We start from the raw sequence: 17,451 nt of genomic DNA, 5'->3' as shown, positions 1-17,451 counted from the left end.
AACCTGCCGACTCCTCACCCACGTCATCCGGCGAGGGCAGCCCCGCTCACCGGGTGCTCTTCTGGAACAGGGCGAGCTGGTCCTTGACCCAGGGGTCGAACACGGCGAGCCGCTTGGCGGCCGACGGGTAGAAGGCCGCCAGCTGGTCCTCGATCCACGGGTCCGTCGGCTGCCGCGCGGCATGGCGCCGGGCGGTGGGGTGCTCCGTGCCACCCGGCGCGCTCTGGACCAGGTGGTGGTCGGGCGTCTGGGCAGTGGTCGCCGTCGCGGGACCACTGCCGAGCGCCATGGCGCCCGCGGCCATCACCGTGGAAGCACCGACGATCGCGATCCGTCCAGTCATCTTCATGCTCTTCTCCTTCTTGCCGGGCCCGCGCCGCCTGTCCCTCTCGGCGGAACACCGCGTGGCGTGGGCTCCGGCTGTGGTGCGGACGCGGTCAGACGGCGCGCGTACCCGCTCCCGCACCCCCGCACACCCACCGGCATATTTCCGACATTCGTGCTTTTTCCGCCCCAATCGCCGCTTCCACGGGTCGAACTGATCCTCGCCGGTCCCGGGGTCACTCCGTCCTGTGGCGGGCCTGTCTCACCTCGCGGCTGACCGCCCAGGCGTCGGCGACCGGCCCGAGGTGGCCGAGCTTGTCGGGGTTGATCACCGAGCGGACGGTCTGGATCTGCCCGTCGAGCACGTCGAGGGCCAGGACGTGGAGCACCTTGCCGTCCCGGTCCCGGAAGACCGCTCCTGGCTGGCCGTTCACCTCGCGCAGGTCGAAGCTCACGTCGATCCGGAGCAGGAGCGGGAAGACGGCGGCGAGCAGACGGGCCACGTTCTCGGCGCCGGTGACGGCCCTGGCGAGCTGCGGTGCCTTGCCGCCTCCGTCCCCGACCATCGACACATCGGCCGCGAGGAGGTCCTTCAGGGCGGCGACATCACCTTCGCTGAGGGCGTCGAAGAACCGCGCCGCCAGTTCCTGCCGCTCCCGACGGTCGGCTGCGAAGCGTGGCCGTCCGGCCTGCATGTGCCGCCGCGCCCGCACCAGCAGCTGCCGGCACGCCGCCTCCGACCGCCCGACCGCCGCGGCGACCTCGTCGAAGCCGAAGCCGAACACCTCCCGCAGCACGAACACCGACCGCTCCAGCGGGCTGAGCCGCTCCAGAAGCAGCAGCGCCGCCATCGACACCGAGTCGGCCAGCTCCGCCGTACGCGCCGGATCCTGGTACGGATCGGCGAGCAGCGGCTCGGGAAACCACGGTCCGACGTACTCCTCCCGCCGCACGCGCGCGGAGCGCAGTACGTCGATCGAGATGCGGGTCACCGTGGCGGACAGGAACGCCTTGGTCGACGTGGGCCGGGTCGCCGAGCCGTCGAAGCGCAGCCAGGTCTCCTGCACCGCGTCCTCGGCCTCGGCCACGCTGCCCAGGATCCGGTAGGCGATCGAGAACAGCAGCGGCCGCAACTCCTCGAACTCCTCGACCTTGCTCACGCCGACTCCCCCCGTAGTCCTCCGGCCCGGCCGTACTCGTCGGCGCGGGCGCCTTTGTGGCCGTGATCATCCGGGCCGCCGGTGGCGCACGGCAAGGCCCGAGGGCCCGGGGGCGATCGGTGGTGGTCGTCCCCGGGCCCGCGACCGCTCAGTGGAACTGCCCGACCTCGTAGTCACCGGCCGGCTGCTGGGCGATGATGTTCAACCGGTTCACGGCGTTCATGAAGGACACCAGGAGCACGAGGGCGGTGAGCTGCTCCTCGTCGTAGTGCTCGGCGGCACGCGCCCAGAGTTCGTCGCTGACCCCGCCGGCCGCGTCCGCGACCCGGGTTCCCTGCTCCGCCAGCTCCAGCGCGACGCGCTCGGCCTCGGTGAAGACCGTGGCCTCCCGCCACGCCGCCACCAGGTGCAGGCGTACCGGGGACTCACCGGCAGCGGCGGCCTCCTTGGTGTGCATGTCGATGCAGACCGCGCACCCGTTGATCTGGCTCACGCGCAGCGCCACCAGTTCCTCCGTCACGGCGGGCAGTGGCGACTCCTTCACCGCCTTGCCCGCCGCCATGAGGTGCTTCAAGGCCTTCCCGGCGGTCGGGCCGGCGAAGTAGTTCAGGCGCGCGTCCATCGTGTGTCTCCTCCGTGCTCGTCAGTGGCTACACCCCTGAGACGAGGCAGCCCGCCGCCCTGTGACGCGGGCGCATGTGACCCGCGTCACCCTCAGTGCTGCGGCGCCGGTGACCCGGCGGGCGCACGGCGTGTGGCGCTGCGGTACGTGGAGATGCCCAGGGCGAGCATCCAGTAGCTGAACAGCGCGCCCATCAGGGCGGTCGTGCCCCAGCCGTTCGCCGCGTAGAAGTGCGCGGGGGTGTTGCCGAAGAACAGGGACGGCACGAAGGCCAGGTTGACCCCTGCCAGGACGAGGGCGGAGCGGCCGGTCCAGCGCGGCAGCAGCTTGGTGCGGGAGATGCCGTAGCCGACGGCGGTCAGGAACAGGGCGAGCATGAGGCGGTCGATCGACCCGTAGAGGATGTAGGTGCCGCTGACCGTGATGGTCGGGTCGATCGGGTGGTCGGCGGCGATGACCGCGCCGGCTTCCAGCCCGCTGGAGACCAGTGTGATCGTCGTGTAGACGAGTCCGGCGGCGAAGGCCAGAGTGCCGACCCAGGCGTACGCCGGATCCGCGCTTTTGACGAGTTCGCGAAAGACCGTCATGAACACGATCAGGAACGCCAGCGCGAGGATGCCGATCAGAAGCCTGGCCAGGACGTTGGAGTCCGGTGGCGGGCCGGAGTAGAGGAAGTACAGGGGTACTTCGACGATGAAGGCGGCTGCGGTGGCGATCCCGGCCAGGCCCGTCAGACGCCTGGCGATGGTTTCGTTCATGACTGTCCCCCTGGGGTTGGTGTGGTGGGTTCCTCGTCGGGTCGTTGACCACGGCATGAAGACTGCGTCTCTCGGCGCCCGTCGGCGTTGGACGTGAGCTGACAGCCGTCGGGTCCGGGATCACCCGAGGGCGTGCCAGAACGCGCAGTGGTGGCGTAGTTGTCCCGTGCCGGCGGGGACGATGTGGTCCGGTGCCAGGGACAGCACCGTCTGTCGGGACCAGTGCGGCCTCGACGGACTGTCGGGGTCGGCGCTGCGGGCGAAGCGGGTCCAGTAGCCGATCATGGTGTCGGCCAGCCGGTGCTGCGCCGCGGTCAGGTCGCGGGGGCGGCCGCCCAGGTCGAAGAGGTACGGCAGCTCGCTCGCGTGCGGGGCGCCGAGCGGGAAGGGCGGCGTGCCCGGGGTGAGCGGCGGTGCGTGTTCGTCGGCGAACTCGTAGCGCCAGACCGGCACTTGCCTGGCGAGAACGTCGCCGGTGCGTGCCGTCGGGCAGGCGAAGTTCGCGTCGCCGACGACCGCACCGAACACCGGGCCGCCGTCGGTGCGGTGCACCGGGTACTCGCGGACGATCGCCTTCGCTTGTCCCGGTGCGGGGAAGAAGGCGGCCACGACGTCGGGCCAGGTGTCCGCCGTGACGGGGTGGCCGGACTGGATGATCCCGGCGGCCCAGCCGTTGCCCTCGTCGTGGTTGTTGCCGATCAGCACGGGGACGTGGTGGAAGCGGTCGGCGGCGATCGCCGTTGCAGGATCGATCGGCAGCAACGGGGTTGCGTGGGCGGGCTGTTGGTCCGAGCTCTGGACCGCGAGAAGGCGGGAGACGGCCACGTGCCGCAGGCAGGCCGCGACGTCACGCGCGGAGCCGCAGCCGACCTTCGCGGCGAAGTCCGCGCCCGCGGCACGCGCCGTGGACAGGGGAACGGAGGACGGGGCGAACGGACGGTCGGGGCGGCCTGCGCACGGGCCGCTCTCGATGATCGCCCGGTCGAAGAGCCCCGCGGCGCCGGGTGAGGCCAGTTGGGCGCAGACGCTGTAGCCGCCCGCCGACTCGCCGGCGAGCGTCACATGGTGCGCGTCGCCCCCGAAGGCGCCGATCTCGTCGCGTACCCAGCGCAGGGCCGCCTGCTGGTCGGCCAGGCCGAAGGTGCCGGAGCCGGGCAGAGCGTCGTGCGCGAGGAAACCCAGCGCTCCCAGGCGGTAGTTGACCGTGACGACCACGACGTCACCGCGCGTGGCCATGCGATGGGCGTCGTACGAGCTGCCCGCTCCGGTGATGAAGCCGCCGCCGTGCAGCCACACGATGACCGGGCGCGGGTGTGCCCGTTCGGCGCCCTCGGGTGCCGTGACGTTCAGGTGGAGACAGTCCTCGTCGGTGCTGCCGCCGGGCACCTCACCGGCCGGCTGGGGGCAGGCGCTCGCGGGACGGGTCGCGTCCCGTGTCCCGGCCCAGGGGGCCGCGCGGCGGGGTGGCGCCCAGCGCAGCTCGCCCACCGGCGGCGCCGCGTACGGGATGCCCTCGAAGGTGCGGTAGCCGTCGTGGCCGCCGCCCCGCACCAGGCCGTCGTGGGTGCGTACCACCGTCGCGGCGGCACGGGCGGGCTGCGGCGGTGGCGCTGTGGTCCAGGCCGTCGCGAGTACGGCGGTCAGGGCGCAGCCCAGGGTGGTCAGGACGCGGTGCATGGTCATCGTCTCCCCGTTCGGTCAGCTGCCGCCCATGCCGCCCTGGGCGGCGATCATGGTGGTCGGCAGAGCGCGTACCGCTTTCTCCAGGCCGGGCGCGAGGGCGGCGAGAGATGCCGTGCAGGCGTCGATGCGGGCCCGGAAGGTCTTCTGGTCCTGCCGGGACACGACCGAGCGGACGCCGCCCGCCGCGGCCAGCGCCAGCAGAGCGGCGTCGGCGACGGGAATGTCCCGCGCGGAGCCGTCCCCGTGCAGCGCCGCGGACACGCGCGCGTGGAGTGCCGCGGGTACGGCGCGGTCCGTCACGCTCAGCCGCCGTGCGCCCAGGCGGGTGCGGGGCGCCTTCACGCTGAGGACTCCCGCCGCGGCGAGCCGGTCCTCCACGTCCGTCAGGGTCTGCTTGCGGTGGCGGCGTACGAGGTGCTTCCAGCCGTGTCCGTCGGCGGCGTCCCGCAGGACGCGGTCCAGGACGGGGTCGCCGGTCGGTTCCGTGCCGGACACGGTGACCATGCCGCCGTCCTCCACCAGCCGGCCGCGCGCCGCGAGGTCGATCAGGGCGGCGGCTCGGACCAGCAGAGCCGTCCGGGAACGGTCGTAGGGGCCCTCGGCCGCTTCGTCGTGGGCGAGCAGGTACAGGGTGCAGGTCAGGTCGTCGATCACACCTCGACGCTAGGGCCGACGGTCCGTGCGGCACATCGGCCGCAGGAGGGGAGCGGCACTGGGAACGCAGGAGGAGTGCGGCCCGTTCTCCTCCTTGAGGAGGAGGCGGCTGTCAGGGGCGGCGGGGCCGTACGAGGCCGTGGTCGTAGGCGGCGACGACGGCCTGGACGCGGTCGCGCAGGTTCAGTTTGCGCAGCACCGCGGTGACGTGGTTCTTGACGGTGGCCTCCGACAGGCGCAGCCGCTCGGCGATCTCCGCGTTCGACAGCGCCTGCCCGATCAGGGTGAGCACCTCCCGCTCGCGGGCGGAGAGGCCCGTGAGGGAAGGCGGTGGCGCCGGGTCGGGGGTGGTGCGCAGGAACCGGTCGAGGACGCGGCTCAGGACAGCCGGCGCCAGCAGCGCGTCGCCGCGTGCGGTGAGGCGGATCGCGTCGGCCAGTTCCCCGGGGCGGATGTCCTTCAGCAGGAAACCGCTCGCTCCGGCCCGCAGGGCGGCGACCACGTGCGCGTCCACGTCCCAGGTGGTCAGCACGAGCACCCGGGCCCGGCTGCCGCCCGCCGCGATCTGCCGGGTCGCCTCGATGCCGTCCACGACGGGCATGCGTACATCCATCAGCACCACGTCGGGCGCCAGTTCCCGCGTCAGCCGCACCGCCTCCCGGCCGTCGGCCGCCTCACCCACGACCTCCAGGTCGTCACGTGCGTCGATGATCATGCGGAATCCGGTACGGACCAGGGCCTGGTCGTCGGCCACCACCACGCGCAGGGTCATGACGCGCACTCCACCGGCAGCCGTGCCGTCACCTCGAAGCCGCCGCCGGGCAGCGGACCTGCGTGCAGGCTGCCGCCCAGCAGCCGGGCGCGCTCCGTCATCCCGGCCAGACCGCGCCCCGCTCCGGCCGTGGCCGAAAAGCCTTGTGCCGTACGCCCGTTGTCGGCCACCGTGATCTCCACGCACTCCCCTTCGGTCGTCACCCGCACGCTCACTTCGTCGGCGCCGGCCGCGTGACGCAGCGTGTTGGTGAGGGCCTCCTGGACAATCCGGTACGCCGCGAGGTCCACCGCGGCCGGCAAGCTGTCGGTGGCGGCATCGCTGTGCAGGTGCACGGTCATCCCGGTGGCACGCACGGTGTCGGCCAGTTCGTGCAGGCGCGCGAGCGAGGGCCCCGGCGTCCGCTGTCCGGCTGCTCCGTCCTCGCCCGCGTCGGGCCGGAACGCCCGCAGCGTCAGGCGTAGTTCGCCGAGTGCGGAGCGGGCGCCGGTCTCGATGGCCCGCAGCGCCTGACGGGCCTGTTCGGGCCGTTCGGTGAACACATCGTCGGCGGCTCCCGCCTGGATGACCACCACCGACAGCGTGTGCGCCACCACGTCGTGCACCTCGCGCGCGATCCGCGCCCGCTCCTCCGCCACGGCCCGGTGCATCTCCGCCCTCGTCCGCTCCTGCTGCGCCCTGCGCCACTGCCCCGCGGTCCATGCCAGGACCACCGTCAGCAGATAGACCGCCAGACCCGCCGGACCTCCCGCCCCGTACGCCGGCACCGCCGGCAGGCACATCGCCGCGAGCGCCCGCACCGACACCCGCCGCGGCCTGGTGGCCGACAGCACGCACAACGTCATCTGCGCCGCCAGCAGCGCCCCCGTCAGCGTCACCTCGGGCAGCAGCGCCCACACCGCGATTCCCGTCGCCGCGTTCGCCGCCAGTACGGTGATCGGGGCCCGCGCCTGCCACCTCAGGGCGCAGACCTGTACGAGGACCAGGGCGATGGCCACGAGCAGCCCGCGGCCGTGTCCGGCACTGGCGACGAGCACGGAGGTGCCGGGGACGGCGAGCACCAGGCCGGCCGACCCCCACCACAGCGCCCGGGCCGCCCGGGGCGACAGCTCACCCCGCGCTCCCCCGGCCGACGCGTCGTCCTGCTGACCGCTGCTGACGTCCACACTGCGACCCTATCCAGCGGCGCGCCGGAACCGGGCCATCCGGAAGACCATCACCCGCTCGCGGACTCCCGAGAGCGACCGGCTTGACCCTCACGTTGCGTGAGGCTGGACGGTGGGGTGCATGAGCGGCCACTACAACGCGTTCGAGATGAGTCCCGTGCCCGCTCCCGGCCCGGATGCCGTTCCGCCGGAGCCGTTCCGTGGCATCTACGGCATGCCCGCCTTCGTGACGATCCCCACGTGCGACGTGGCGGCGTCGGTGGACTTCTGGGTGCGTGGGCTCGGGTTCTTCGAACTGTTCAGCATCCCCGGCAGGCTTGTGCATCTGCGCCGGTGGGCGTTCCAGGACGTGCTCCTCGTCACGGCGCCGAGCGTTCCGGAGCAGGCACCGGCGATCAGCGTCAGCTTCGCGTGCGTGCTCGGCCAGGTCGATTCCCTTGCCGAGGCCTGTCGTGCGTTGCGCCCGAACTCGGTCGATGGCCCACGGGACACTCCCTGGAACACCCGCGAACTGTCGGTGATCACTCCCGAGAACGCACGGATAGTCCTCACTGCGGCGAAACCCTTCGATCCGGCCAGTCAGGAGGCGCGGAACCTTGAAGCCATCGGGATCACCCCACCGGGCGTCGATCACGGCGACCATGAGAAGCATGCATGATGCCACTGATGCCACCGATGCGACTGATGCCACTGGCGCGGATGGCCTGACCGTCGGTCAGGTCTCGGCGCGTCTGGGTGTGACCGTCCGCGCGCTGCACCACTGGGACGAGTTGGGTCTGGCGCGGCCGTCGCTGCGCACGGCTGCCGGGTACCGGCTCTACACCGCCGGTGATCTGGAACGTCTGCAGCGCATCGTCGTCTACCGTGAGATCGGTGTCGGCCTGGACCGGATCCAGGCCATCCTGGACGACTCGACCGCGGACGTCCCCGGCGCGTTGCGCGCGCAGCGCACCCAGGTCGCGGAGCGGATCGACCGCCTCCGGCAGCTCGGCGCGGGACTGGACCGGATGATCGAGGCCCACGAGCGTGGCCTGCTGCTGACCGTCGAGCAGCAGGCCACGATCTTCGGCCCCGAGTGGAACCCTGACTGGCCGGCCCAAGCCCGCCGGCGCTACGGAGACACGACGCAGTGGCAGCAGTACGCCGAACGCTCGGCCTCACGCGGGCCGGAGGAATGGCAGGCCATCGCCGACGACATGGCCGTCTTCGAGCGCGCGCTCGGGGAGGCGATGGACGGCGGCGTCACACCTGGTAGCCCGGAAGCGAATCAACTCGTCGAGCGGCACCGGGAAGTCTTCGCTTCGTACTTTCCCCTCACCAGGCAGATGCAGGTCTGTCTCGGCCGCATGTACGAGGCCGACCCTGGATTCGCCGCGCACTACGACGGCATCCGCGCCGGCCTTGCCTCGTGGTTCCGTCGGATCATCGACGCCTGTGCACGCGCCCACGGCATCGACCCCGACACCGCGACCTGGCAGTAGAGCGCGGAGGTCCGGGGCTTCCAACAGGGGGCGTGGGCCGGACCTGTTCAGGGACGCTGCCGTACGAAGCGGAGGTAGGCGTACCCCTCGCCCGCCTGTGGTGCTCGGGTCCAGGAGCGCGTGGTGAAGGTGGCGAGCCTGCCTCGGGTCAGCGCGAAACGGGGCAGCGAGAGTCCCAGTTCGCGGTGGAGGGCCGCCAGCGCCCGCTGCTCCCGGACCTGTTCGGTGCCTTCCCGGCGGAACAGGTGTGCCGGGTCCAGGGCCTCGGGTATCGCACCGGTGCGCTCGATGTCCGCGCCTCGTACGGTGAACGCGTAAAGCAGTTCGCCCCGTTCGGCCACCGACAGGTGGAACGCGGCCGGGTGGTCGTCCGGGAACGCGCTCTTCGGTTCGCGCCACACCACCACCGCGCGGCCGCCCGACGAGGACGCGGCCGCCGCCGGGGACAGGAACAACTTGTTCATGCGGTGGTGGGAGTGGCCGTCGAAGGCGAAGGCCCAGTTCCCGGCGCTGCGGCCCACGGCGACCACGGCCCGGTCCGCCCAGGGTTCCGCGTCCTCCGGCTCCAGGGGCCGGCCCACCCGCCGGAGCGCCGTGTGCAGGTTGACGGGAGCGCTCAGTTCGGCGCCGTCCTGACCGATCAGGGCGGGCAGCCGGGCGGGATCGACGCCCTCGACCCAGATGCAGCGGTATCCGTCGAGCCGCTGCCCGTGTACGGCGGGCTCCGTCAGCCAGAGGAGGCCCGGCGGGTCGAGGTCGGGCACCGGCGAGCGGGCCCCGTCTGCCCTGCTCGCGGCCAACGTCCGAGGAATTCGCGCCAGTTGAAAGAATCGCCGCTCATGACCCCGATGGTGGCATGAGGCACTGACAGCCGGTCCGTCACCAGCGGCTCATCGCCGGCCGCAGTCCTTGCCCAGGAATTCGTGGGCGCCGCGGAGCCTGGTCCGCAGTCGCTTCTGCGTCGCGCGGCTGTCCAGGCGTACGTCGAGAGGACCGGGCACGGAGGTGTCCGCGCGTCGCCCGGAGGGCAGTCGCGCGCCGTCGATCCCGTCCCTCCGGGCGATGAGCGCACCGAGGTCATGACGGCTCAGGGCGTCCGGCCCGGCGAGGTGGAACATCCCCGCCTCGTCGGACAGCGCGATCTCCCAGAGGGCGGCCGCCAGATCCTCGACATGCACCGGGCAGCGGATGTCGTCGGTGAACAACACCCCGTCGCGTGTTCCGGCCGCCAGGGCGTGCACCATGCGCTCGTGCGCGGACCGCCCGTGGCCGATGATCAGCGAGGTGCGGGCGACGGCTGCGGCCGGCACCAGCAGCCGCACGGCTGTCTCCGCGGCGGCCTTGGCGGCGCCGTACGGGCTGACCGGATCGGGCAGGCAGCTCTCGTCGTAGCGGTCCCGCGCGCCGGAGAAGACCGCGTCGCTGGAGACGTGCACCAGGCGGCATCCCTGCTCGGCGGCGGCCAGTGCCACCCGGACCGCGCCGTCGGCGGTGACCGACCAGTCGGACAGACCACTCGAGGCGTTGATGACGACCGAGGGGGCCACCTCGGCCATCACCCCGGTCACACGTGCCGGGTCCCGGACGTCGAGCGGATGCCAGGCGGCACCTGCCGCCGTGCCCGGCCGGGAAGTGAACGTCGCGGCCGTCTCGTACCCCGCGATGGTGGCCTGGCGGACCAGTTCGCCGCCCAGGAATCCGCTGCCGCCGATGATCAGGACTGTCATGGGCGACACGGTAGCGAACGGAGGATCACGCGGGCTTGTGCCGGAGAAGCAACGACCTCGGCGACTCGGTCGCCGCACACCGACGGCCGTTCGCCGCCTGCTCACCCGAGGCTCGCCGGTGAAGGATCGGCAGCCGCGCAGCATCCCCCGGGCCGGCGGGCAGCACTCTTCGCTCAGGCTGCGGCACTCTTGCTCAGGCTGCGGCACTCTCCTGAGGGCCGGACGCGAAGGCCAGGATGTGCGGAACTGCCTCGCGCAGACTGACGAAGTGGCGATGCACGCCCTCCACCGCGGTGGCGGCGTTCACCCCCCACACCGTCATACCGGCGTCCAGCCCGGACCGCACCCCGGACGGGGCGTCCTCGATGACCAGGCAGTCCTCCGGCTCGGCGCCCAGTTGCTCAGCGGCCAGCAGATACGGCACGGGAGAGGGCTTGCCCTCCTTCACCGCGGCCGCGTCCACGATCAGGCCCGGCACCGGCAAGCCGGTCCGCAGGAAACGGCCGCGTACCCGGTGTGCGTAGTTCGAGGTCACCAGCGCCCAGGACTGCGGTGGCAGGCCGTGCAGCAGCTCCGACGCGCCGTCGAAGGCCGTATAGACGCCGGACCGGACGTCGTCGTCCTCCAGTTCATGCAGCGCGGCCAGGCACTCGTGCGGATCCCGGTCCGCGGCGACCTGGGCGAACGTCTCCACCGGCCGCGTCCGCAGGGCCACCCGGTAGACCTCCTCCGCATCGAGCCCGTACCGCTCGGCCCAGGTTTCCCAGACCCGTCGCTGGTTGCTCACCGCGTCGATCAGCGTGCCGTCGACGTCGAACAGGACGTACTTCATGGGGGCCGGCTCCCTGGGTTCAGCGATCACCCGGCGATCATGTCAGGCAGCTCGGGCGCCGGCCGATGGCGGGGTTCACAGGGGCGGTCGAGGACGGCGGGGTCCGCGGAGTTGGTTCCGGCAGGGGTCCCGTGCTCGTTCAGTGGCCCGCGGTGAGTTCGCCGCTGAGTTTGCCGTGGAGGCGGGCGCTGGGGCTGTTCAGGCCGATGATCTCGACGGTCTTGCCGCGCTGGGCGTACTTGGTCTCCACGGCGTCGAGGGCGGCGACGGAGGAGGCGTCCCAGACGTGGGTGCCGGTGAGGTCGATGACGACCTTGTCGGGGTCGTTGGCGTAGTCGAACCGGGTGACGAGGTCGTTGCAGGAGGCGAAGAACAGCTGGCCGGTGACGGCGTAGACGACCTGACTGCCCTCGGGGTCGATGACCGAGGTGACGTGGGTCAGGTGGGCGACGCGGCGGGCGAAGACGACCATCGCGATCAGGGAGCCGACGACCACGCCGATGGACAGGTTGCCGGTCGCGACGACCACGATGACGGTGACGACCATGACGGTGGTCTCACCGATCGGCATGCGCCTGAGGGTGGCGGGTTTGATCGAGTGCCAGTCGAAGGTGCCGACGGAGACCAGGACCATGACGGCGACCAGCGCGGCCATGGGGATCCGCGAGACGACGGGGCCGAGGGCGATGCACAGGACCAGCAGGAAGAACCCGGCCAGGAACGTCGACAGGCGGGTGCGGGCACCGCTCTTGACGTTGATCATGGTCTGGCCGATCATGCCGCATCCGCCCATGCCGCCGAAGATGCCGGTCACGATGTTGGCGATGCCCTGACCGACCGCTTCACGGGTCTTGTCGGAGCGGGTGTCGGTGAGGTCGTCGACCAGCTTCGCGGTCATCATCGACTCCATGATCCCCACCAGGGCCACGGCGAAGGCGTACGGGGCGATGACGGTGAAGGTGTGCAGGGTGAAGGGCACGTCCGGCAGGCCCGGCAGCGGCAGGGAGGACGGCAGCGTGCCCTTGTCACCGACGGTCGGCACCGCGATCCCGGCGGCGACGGTGATCACGGTCAGGATCACGATCGCCACCAGCGGCGCGGGCACCGCCTTGGTCAGCTTCGGCAGCAGCAGCATCAGTGCCAGGCCACCGGCGACGAGCGGATAGACCGGCCAGGGCACATCACGGAGGTTGGGGATCTGGGCGGTGAACAGCAGGATGCCCAGGGCGTTGACGAAACCGACCATCACACTTCGGGGCACGAACCGCATCAGCTTGGCCACGCCCAGGGCGCCGAGGATGATCTGGAAGACACCGGCGAGGATGACCGTGGCGATCAGGTGGCCCAGGCCGTGCTGGCGGACCACGGGTGCGACGACCAGGGCGACAGCACCGGTGGCCGCGGAGATCATCGCGGGTCGGCCGCCCACGAAGGCGATCACCATGGCCATGGTGCAGGCGGCGAACAGTCCGACCTTCGGGTCGACGCCGGCGATCACGGAGAAGGAGATCGCCTCCGGAATCAGGGCGAGACCGACCACCAGACCTGCCAGGGCCTCGGTTCGGAACACGGTCGGTGACAGCCAGGCGGGCCGCCGGGGACCGCGCGGCAGCCCAGCGAGCGCGGGGCGGCGAGATGTCTCGGGGGAAGGCGTCGCGGGGGAAGGCAAGGATGCAAGTACCTGTCATGCTCGGGCGCACCCGGACTGCGGGCCTCGGGGCGCGGAAGGACACGGCGGGCCGGACGGCAGGCCGCGGTCAGCCCGCCGGTTGCGAGCCGGAAGTGCGAGCCGGAAGTCTGCGAGGAAGGGGGCGGCGGGGGCCACTGCCCACACGACCGTACGTCAACCCGTCGGCAACTCTACCCTAACGTTAGAGTAGAGATCGGTGGGTGTGGACAGGGGCGCCACAAGGACCGAGAAGGGCCGTGGCACGACGTGGGCAGCGAACACATGCAGATCGGTGAGGTCGCCGCACGGACCGAGTTGTCCCTGCGCACCATCCGGCACTACGAGGAGACGGGCCTCGTCGTCCCCTCGGCCCGTTCGCAGGGCGGCTTTCGCCTCTACACCGAGGCCGATGTCGCCCGCCTGATGGTCATCCGCCGCATGAAGCCCCTCGGCTTCACGCTGGATCAGATGCGCGACCTTCTGGAGGCCACGGACCGCCTCGACGGCGGCGAGGACCTTTCCACCGGCGAGCGGGAGGAGTACCTGGAGCGGGTGCGCGGCTTCGAGCGGGCCGCCGCCGAACGCGTGGCGGATCTGCGGACCCAGCTGGCACGGGCCGAGGAGTTCACGGCCGCGCTGCGCTCACGCCTCACCGGAACGCCCGCCCCCTGATCCGGCCCGCGCCTCCTCAGCCGGGCGGTGCCGTCGTCTCCGTCACTGCCCGGGTTTCCAACCCCAGACGGTGAGCATTCCGGCCGACAGCGCGGCGCATTCCTCGGTGTCCAGATACCGGACCGCTTCATCGACGGCCGCCTCGTCGACCAGTCCGGTGGCGAGCATCGCCGCTCTGCTCCGCTGCCATGTGTCCGCCCAGAACCGGCTGATGGGACTGCCCGGCACCAGCGGTGGCACCTGCATCTCGGCGGCGACGGGCCGCAGCCCCGCCTCACGCAGCAGGTGCGGGTAGGACGGCACCCAGGAGACATCCGTGCCGATGGTGTCCTTCAGCCCCTGCCACATGGCCCGCATCGCCACGGTGTACGGCGTGCTCGGCGTCCGCTCGCTCGTCAGGTCGACGGCGTCGCTGAGGACCAGCACACCGCCCGGTTCGACGAGTTCGGCGAGGGCCGTGACCAGGCGGCTGTGCTCGGGCAGGTGCATCAGTACGAAGCGCGCGTGGACGAGCCGGAACCGGCCGGAGACGAAACCCGGCGCGGTGACGTCGGCCTCGCGCACATCGAGCCCGGGCAGGGGCCGCTCGGTGAGAAAGCGTGTGTCGCGGTCCACGGCGACCACGCTCGTCACCTCGCACTCCTCCAGCAGCCGTCGCGACACCGTCCCGGTGCCGGCCCCCACGTCCAGGCAGCGCCATCCCGGGCCCACCCCGAGCGCCCTCAGCCGCGCCAAGGTGATGTCGTCGTAGGCGAGGGCGCCGAAGTCGATGCGCTCGCCCTCGCCCGCCTGCTCGGGACGGAAGACGGCCTCGCCGTAACGGGGCCCTGTCATCCCCGGACCTCGCCGTAACGGGAGCCTGTCATCCCCGGACCTCCATACGCGGTGAGCTGATACCGGACGAACCGTCACAAGGCCGCCCCTACCGATACTCCACCAGTGGCCGTCCCCACGACCGAGGCGCGCCGCACCGGAACAGAACGGCACCCGACCACCTCGACGACGCATCCGGTATCGGGGAGCCCTCACCCGCCTGACTTGCCGGGGATCCGCACCTGCACGCCCTTGGCCGGGCAGCATGGCCCTTGTCGTCAGGAAGAAACGGTGCCCGAGCGCAGAGGGCACCGGCTCGTCATCAACTCACGGAGGATTCATGTCTCTCGCCGCCAAGCACCGCGTCGCCTCCCTGGCACTGGCCGTCGCGGCCTTTTCACTGTTGCCCGTGGGGCAGGTGCACGCAGCCTCCTATCCGACGAGCACCTACGCGGTGCCGTACGGCCAGACCTACACCAAGGGGACTCTGACCTGGTACAACAGGTCGGTGCAGCTCACCGGCGAGCAGAAGTCGGTCAGCGCCACGAGTTGCCGCGAGACCTACATCGCGGCGTTCCGCTCCGACGGCGGGCCCCACTACACGCGGCTGAGTGAACGCACCACCAAGCCGGTCTGCGGGAAGTCGATCGGCATCTCCGTCAACGTGCCCGCAGACGTCGTCGGCGGAGCGGACTACGTCTTCATCTGCCTGGACGACACACGGAACCACTTGAACTGCCTGACTTTCGACAGGCCGTAACGGGACGAGCCGGCATGGCTTCCGTCGCCCGCAGGGCAGGCAGGCCGGCGGCCCGAACCGGGCGACGGTTCGGGCCGCCGGCCCCGGCCCCACCGGGTTAAGCGTTCCGCAGCAGGCTCTCGCCTTCGCCGGCGGCGGCACGCGCCAGTACGTCGGCGAGTTCGGTCGGCGCGGAGAGCATCGGGAAATGACCGGTGGTCATCTCGAAGAAGGTCACCCCGGGCTCGGCGAGCTTCGCGAACCGGGCGTCGCCGGTTTCATACAGGGCACGGACGACCTCCAGGCTCAGGCCACCCGCAAGGCAGAAGACGCCCGTGGTCGGCACCTTCAGCCACGCACCGGTCAGCTCGATCGGCTCGGTGACGGTACGCGCCGGGTGCGGTGTGGCCAGACGCCGGTACCGTTCCAGCTCGGCCTCCGGGACGCCGTGCACCGCGTCGATCCCCTCGGGCACCGGCAGGACCTCACCGGCGGCGATGTCCAGCAAGTGCGGCATGAGGGTGGACACCGACTCACCTGACTCGGGAGCACCGGTGTCCACGAACACCATGCGCTCCACCTTCTGGGGCAGCCGGTCGACCGCGCCGACCGCGGGGAAGGCGGCGTAACTGTGCGCGACCAGCACCACCTCGTGCTCCTGCTCCGCGAGCAGCTCGGTCACCGCGTCCACGTGGTCGGCGAGCCCGATGCCTGCGGCATCCTCGCCGGCCCGCTCCCCCAGGCCGGGAAACGTCACGGCAATCGCCCGGTGCCCCCGCGCGGACAGCTCCGCGGCCACGGCATCCCACGCCCAACCACCCATCCACAGACCTGGGACCAGCAGGAACGTCGTCATCATCGACTCCTTCGCTCGGCTGTACTACCGGCGTGGAAGGTACGTTCTCCCTCAAGGGGAGATTCAACTCCCGGTGCGCCGGAACGGGCAGGTGTCGCAGGCGCCCCGGGCCGGTCATGGAGGCTCGCCCGCGCTGCGGCGCAGTGGCGGATCGCGGTCGGGTGCCGTCCCTGCGGGTGATGTCGATGGTGTCGCCGGGCTTGATCCTGGCGGCGTTGCGCAGGACGGCGGGGCCGTCGGCGGTGTCGAATTGGCCGACGAGTACGGCGGGTCCCGCCCCGTGCGCGAAGAACCACGTCGGCATGTCACACATGCGATTCGTTTCCGCTTGGCATCTCCTGCTCATAGGTGCCTGGGCGGCTGGACCGGCGTCGGCTGGTTCATCGGCTCAGCCGCGCCGCGCTGGGCGTGGAAGGACTCGACGCCGCGCCACGGCGACGGACCACCAAGCGCCCGCGCAAGGCGTTCCTGGGAGCCATCGAGTGAACGCCGGGCTGCGTTGACGAATCGCAAGTGTCCCTCGTGCAAGGCAGTATGGAACGGCCGAAGCTCTTCGAGATCCGTTGGCTGGCGGCCATGGAAGAGGATGGTGAAGTCTTCGATGACATCGCAGAGTCGCTCAGCCTCTTCAGCGGCCTCACGACTGGCCACCAGGCTCAGCGACTGGACTGCTGCGTTGAACGGTCCCCACTCGGCCGCAGGCTGGCGCCGTTCGAGGAAGGCCTCGCGATGCTCCATCTCAATGGCGCCGAACGCCTGCAGAAATCGCTCGTAGGCGGCAGTCCGACTCTCTTGGAGCCACTTCCGGTTCTGGCCGCGTCTCCCGACGACGCCGCCTGCGACGACGCCCACGACGGTGGCGGTGACACCACCCGCGGTCGATATCAAGAGATCCCATGGGACAGCCACGTCACGCCTCCCTCACGATGAGCCGATCGGCATCGCCCAACTCCCCCTGCAGGGCAGCCTGTTGCGGGTACTCAGGTAAGCAAGTGTCGGCGGGAGCGTCGATGGAACCGTGCGTTCCCTGTCACGGAGATGCCACAGAGCTGCCTGCGTCCGCGTGACCTTCGGGGCCCTGGACCGCGCGGCGCAGAAGGCCGAGGAGCTGAGCCTGCTCCTCGGGGGTGAAGGGGGCCAGGATCTGCTCGCTCACCCCGACGACCGCCGGCGCGAGGCGGATGGCCAGCTCGCGACCGCTGCCGGTGAGGGAGACGAGCTTGCGCCTGCGGTCCTGGTCGTCCCTGGTGATGTCGATCAGGCCGCGTCGGCGGAGCCGGTCGAGGAGCGGTGCCGCGGTCGACTTGTCGAGGTTCGCGTGAGCGCCGAGCGTGCCCTGGTCCATGTCGCCGTGGAGGTGCAGCAGGCTCAGGACCGTGAACTGGGGCCCGGTCACCTCCTGGTCGACCTGCTCGTGCCACAAGCGGGTGTGCACCTGGTTCAGTTGGCGCGCCAGGGGGCCGAGGCCGCCGATCGCGGCGAGCAGCATCGAGCGGTCCGCGCTTTCCCGGGTCATCGTTCGC

General features: G+C 71.3%; 20 protein-coding genes. 4 read left to right on the top strand and 16 right to left on the bottom strand.

What is annotated here, in order from left to right; translation table 11 throughout:
- Positions 1–46: 46 nt before the first annotated feature.
- The 8 genes from AC0B9F_RS17275 to AC0B9F_RS17240 form a co-directional block, all read right to left on the bottom strand.
- Positions 47–349 (bottom strand): hypothetical protein, encoded by a 303-nt coding sequence (locus AC0B9F_RS17275; protein ID WP_472003412.1) that lies wholly within the window; start codon positions 347–349, stop codon positions 47–49.
- Between the two features lie 211 nt (positions 350–560).
- Entirely contained in the window at positions 561–1,484 is a 924-nt protein-coding gene (locus tag AC0B9F_RS17270; protein ID WP_472003410.1) for an RNA polymerase sigma-70 factor, read from the bottom strand.
- 148 nt (positions 1,485–1,632) lie between these two features.
- The gene (locus AC0B9F_RS17265) at positions 1,633–2,106 is read right to left on the bottom strand and encodes a carboxymuconolactone decarboxylase family protein (RefSeq protein ID WP_472003408.1); all 474 of its coding nucleotides are present in this window, start codon (positions 2,104–2,106) and stop codon (positions 1,633–1,635) included.
- 92 nt (positions 2,107–2,198) lie between these two features.
- Positions 2,199–2,864: a hypothetical protein gene (locus AC0B9F_RS17260; RefSeq protein WP_472003406.1), complete on the bottom strand. Its 666-nt coding sequence runs from the start codon at positions 2,862–2,864 to the stop codon at positions 2,199–2,201.
- A 120-nt stretch (positions 2,865–2,984) separates the two neighbouring features.
- Positions 2,985–4,547 carry a carboxylesterase/lipase family protein gene (locus tag AC0B9F_RS17255; protein ID WP_472003404.1) on the bottom strand — a complete coding sequence of 521 codons (1,563 nt, stop codon included), beginning with the start codon at positions 4,545–4,547 and terminating at the stop codon, positions 2,985–2,987.
- 15 nt (positions 4,548–4,562) lie between these two features.
- Positions 4,563–5,201, bottom strand: coding sequence for a GOLPH3/VPS74 family protein (locus tag AC0B9F_RS17250; protein ID WP_472003403.1), 639 nt, complete (start codon positions 5,199–5,201; stop codon positions 4,563–4,565).
- A gap of 112 nt (positions 5,202–5,313) precedes the next feature.
- Entirely contained in the window at positions 5,314–5,973 is a 660-nt protein-coding gene (locus AC0B9F_RS17245) for a response regulator (protein WP_472003401.1), read from the bottom strand.
- Entirely contained in the window at positions 5,970–7,139 is a 1,170-nt protein-coding gene (locus tag AC0B9F_RS17240; RefSeq protein WP_472003400.1) for a sensor histidine kinase, read from the bottom strand. Before AC0B9F_RS17240 ends, AC0B9F_RS17245 begins: the two co-directional genes overlap by 4 nt.
- A gap of 121 nt (positions 7,140–7,260) precedes the next feature.
- Here AC0B9F_RS17240 and AC0B9F_RS17235 point away from each other — a divergent pair, with 121 nt between their 5' ends.
- Both AC0B9F_RS17235 and AC0B9F_RS17230 read left to right on the top strand, forming a co-directional pair.
- The gene (locus tag AC0B9F_RS17235; protein WP_472003399.1) at positions 7,261–7,797 is read left to right on the top strand and encodes a VOC family protein; all 537 of its coding nucleotides are present in this window, start codon (positions 7,261–7,263) and stop codon (positions 7,795–7,797) included.
- Positions 7,790–8,620 (top strand): MerR family transcriptional regulator, encoded by an 831-nt coding sequence (locus AC0B9F_RS17230; protein WP_472003398.1) that lies wholly within the window; start codon positions 7,790–7,792, stop codon positions 8,618–8,620. Before AC0B9F_RS17235 ends, AC0B9F_RS17230 begins: the two co-directional genes overlap by 8 nt.
- A gap of 47 nt (positions 8,621–8,667) precedes the next feature.
- Here AC0B9F_RS17230 and AC0B9F_RS17225 read toward each other — a convergent pair whose 3' ends face one another.
- From AC0B9F_RS17225 to AC0B9F_RS17210, 4 genes are all read right to left on the bottom strand, one after another.
- Complete coding sequence (locus tag AC0B9F_RS17225; RefSeq protein WP_472003397.1) at positions 8,668–9,384, bottom strand: hypothetical protein; 717 nt, start codon at positions 9,382–9,384, stop codon at positions 8,668–8,670.
- 126 nt (positions 9,385–9,510) lie between these two features.
- Positions 9,511–10,347 carry an SDR family oxidoreductase gene (locus tag AC0B9F_RS17220; protein ID WP_472003396.1) on the bottom strand — a complete coding sequence of 279 codons (837 nt, stop codon included), beginning with the start codon at positions 10,345–10,347 and terminating at the stop codon, positions 9,511–9,513.
- 193 nt (positions 10,348–10,540) lie between these two features.
- A complete protein-coding gene (locus AC0B9F_RS17215; RefSeq protein ID WP_472003394.1) occupies positions 10,541–11,179 on the bottom strand; it encodes an HAD family hydrolase in 639 nt (212 codons plus the stop codon).
- A 139-nt stretch (positions 11,180–11,318) separates the two neighbouring features.
- Entirely contained in the window at positions 11,319–12,791 is a 1,473-nt protein-coding gene (locus tag AC0B9F_RS17210) for a SulP family inorganic anion transporter (protein ID WP_472003788.1), read from the bottom strand.
- A 339-nt stretch (positions 12,792–13,130) separates the two neighbouring features.
- On the opposite strand from AC0B9F_RS17210, the gene AC0B9F_RS17205 reads away from it, so the two are divergent.
- Positions 13,131–13,520 carry a MerR family transcriptional regulator gene (locus tag AC0B9F_RS17205; protein WP_472003786.1) on the top strand — a complete coding sequence of 130 codons (390 nt, stop codon included), beginning with the start codon at positions 13,131–13,133 and terminating at the stop codon, positions 13,518–13,520.
- Positions 13,521–13,562: 42 nt separating this feature from the next.
- Here the strand turns inward: AC0B9F_RS17205 and AC0B9F_RS17200 are convergent, their stop codons facing one another.
- Positions 13,563–14,354, bottom strand: coding sequence for a methyltransferase domain-containing protein (locus tag AC0B9F_RS17200; protein WP_472003392.1), 792 nt, complete (start codon positions 14,352–14,354; stop codon positions 13,563–13,565).
- Positions 14,355–14,673: 319 nt separating this feature from the next.
- Here AC0B9F_RS17200 and AC0B9F_RS17195 point away from each other — a divergent pair, with 319 nt between their 5' ends.
- On the top strand, positions 14,674–15,093 hold the full coding sequence (locus tag AC0B9F_RS17195; RefSeq protein ID WP_472003390.1) for a hypothetical protein: 420 nt from the start codon (positions 14,674–14,676) through the stop codon (positions 15,091–15,093).
- A 97-nt stretch (positions 15,094–15,190) separates the two neighbouring features.
- Here AC0B9F_RS17195 and AC0B9F_RS17190 read toward each other — a convergent pair whose 3' ends face one another.
- From AC0B9F_RS17190 to AC0B9F_RS17180, 3 genes are all read right to left on the bottom strand, one after another.
- Complete coding sequence (locus tag AC0B9F_RS17190; protein ID WP_472003388.1) at positions 15,191–15,928, bottom strand: alpha/beta fold hydrolase; 738 nt, start codon at positions 15,926–15,928, stop codon at positions 15,191–15,193.
- Positions 15,929–16,270: 342 nt separating this feature from the next.
- Complete coding sequence (locus tag AC0B9F_RS17185) at positions 16,271–16,837, bottom strand: hypothetical protein (protein WP_472003386.1); 567 nt, start codon at positions 16,835–16,837, stop codon at positions 16,271–16,273.
- 121 nt (positions 16,838–16,958) lie between these two features.
- Positions 16,959–17,444: a MarR family winged helix-turn-helix transcriptional regulator gene (locus tag AC0B9F_RS17180; protein WP_472003384.1), complete on the bottom strand. Its 486-nt coding sequence runs from the start codon at positions 17,442–17,444 to the stop codon at positions 16,959–16,961.
- Positions 17,445–17,451: the final 7 nt, after the last annotated feature.

This window comes from Streptomyces sp. NPDC097129, from assembly GCF_055668065.1.
Note: the sequence above shows the minus strand (reverse complement) of the source record. Positions and strands in the feature narration are given on the sequence as shown.

Bases quoted from the DNA above. Each gene is read 5' to 3' on its own strand.
- AC0B9F_RS17275 (WP_472003412.1), bottom strand. From the start codon at position 349: ATGAAGATGACTGGACGGATCGCGATCGTCGGTGCTTCCACGGTGATG.
- AC0B9F_RS17265 (WP_472003408.1), bottom strand. From the start codon at position 2,106: ATGGACGCGCGCCTGAACTACTTCGCCGGCCCGACCGCCGGGAAGGCC.
- AC0B9F_RS17260 (WP_472003406.1), bottom strand. From the start codon at position 2,864: ATGAACGAAACCATCGCCAGGCGTCTGACGGGCCTGGCCGGGATCGCC.
- AC0B9F_RS17255 (WP_472003404.1), bottom strand. From the start codon at position 4,547: ATGACCATGCACCGCGTCCTGACCACCCTGGGCTGCGCCCTGACCGCC.
- AC0B9F_RS17245 (WP_472003401.1), bottom strand. From the start codon at position 5,973: ATGACCCTGCGCGTGGTGGTGGCCGACGACCAGGCCCTGGTCCGTACC.
- AC0B9F_RS17235 (WP_472003399.1), top strand. From the start codon at position 7,261: ATGAGCGGCCACTACAACGCGTTCGAGATGAGTCCCGTGCCCGCTCCC.
- AC0B9F_RS17230 (WP_472003398.1), top strand. From the start codon at position 7,790: ATGCATGATGCCACTGATGCCACCGATGCGACTGATGCCACTGGCGCG.
- AC0B9F_RS17220 (WP_472003396.1), bottom strand. From the start codon at position 10,347: ATGACAGTCCTGATCATCGGCGGCAGCGGATTCCTGGGCGGCGAACTG.
- AC0B9F_RS17215 (WP_472003394.1), bottom strand. From the start codon at position 11,179: ATGAAGTACGTCCTGTTCGACGTCGACGGCACGCTGATCGACGCGGTG.
- AC0B9F_RS17205 (WP_472003786.1), top strand. From the start codon at position 13,131: ATGCAGATCGGTGAGGTCGCCGCACGGACCGAGTTGTCCCTGCGCACC.
- AC0B9F_RS17200 (WP_472003392.1), bottom strand. From the start codon at position 14,354: ATGACAGGGCCCCGTTACGGCGAGGCCGTCTTCCGTCCCGAGCAGGCG.
- AC0B9F_RS17195 (WP_472003390.1), top strand. From the start codon at position 14,674: ATGTCTCTCGCCGCCAAGCACCGCGTCGCCTCCCTGGCACTGGCCGTC.
- AC0B9F_RS17190 (WP_472003388.1), bottom strand. From the start codon at position 15,928: ATGACGACGTTCCTGCTGGTCCCAGGTCTGTGGATGGGTGGTTGGGCG.
- AC0B9F_RS17180 (WP_472003384.1), bottom strand. From the start codon at position 17,444: ATGACCCGGGAAAGCGCGGACCGCTCGATGCTGCTCGCCGCGATCGGC.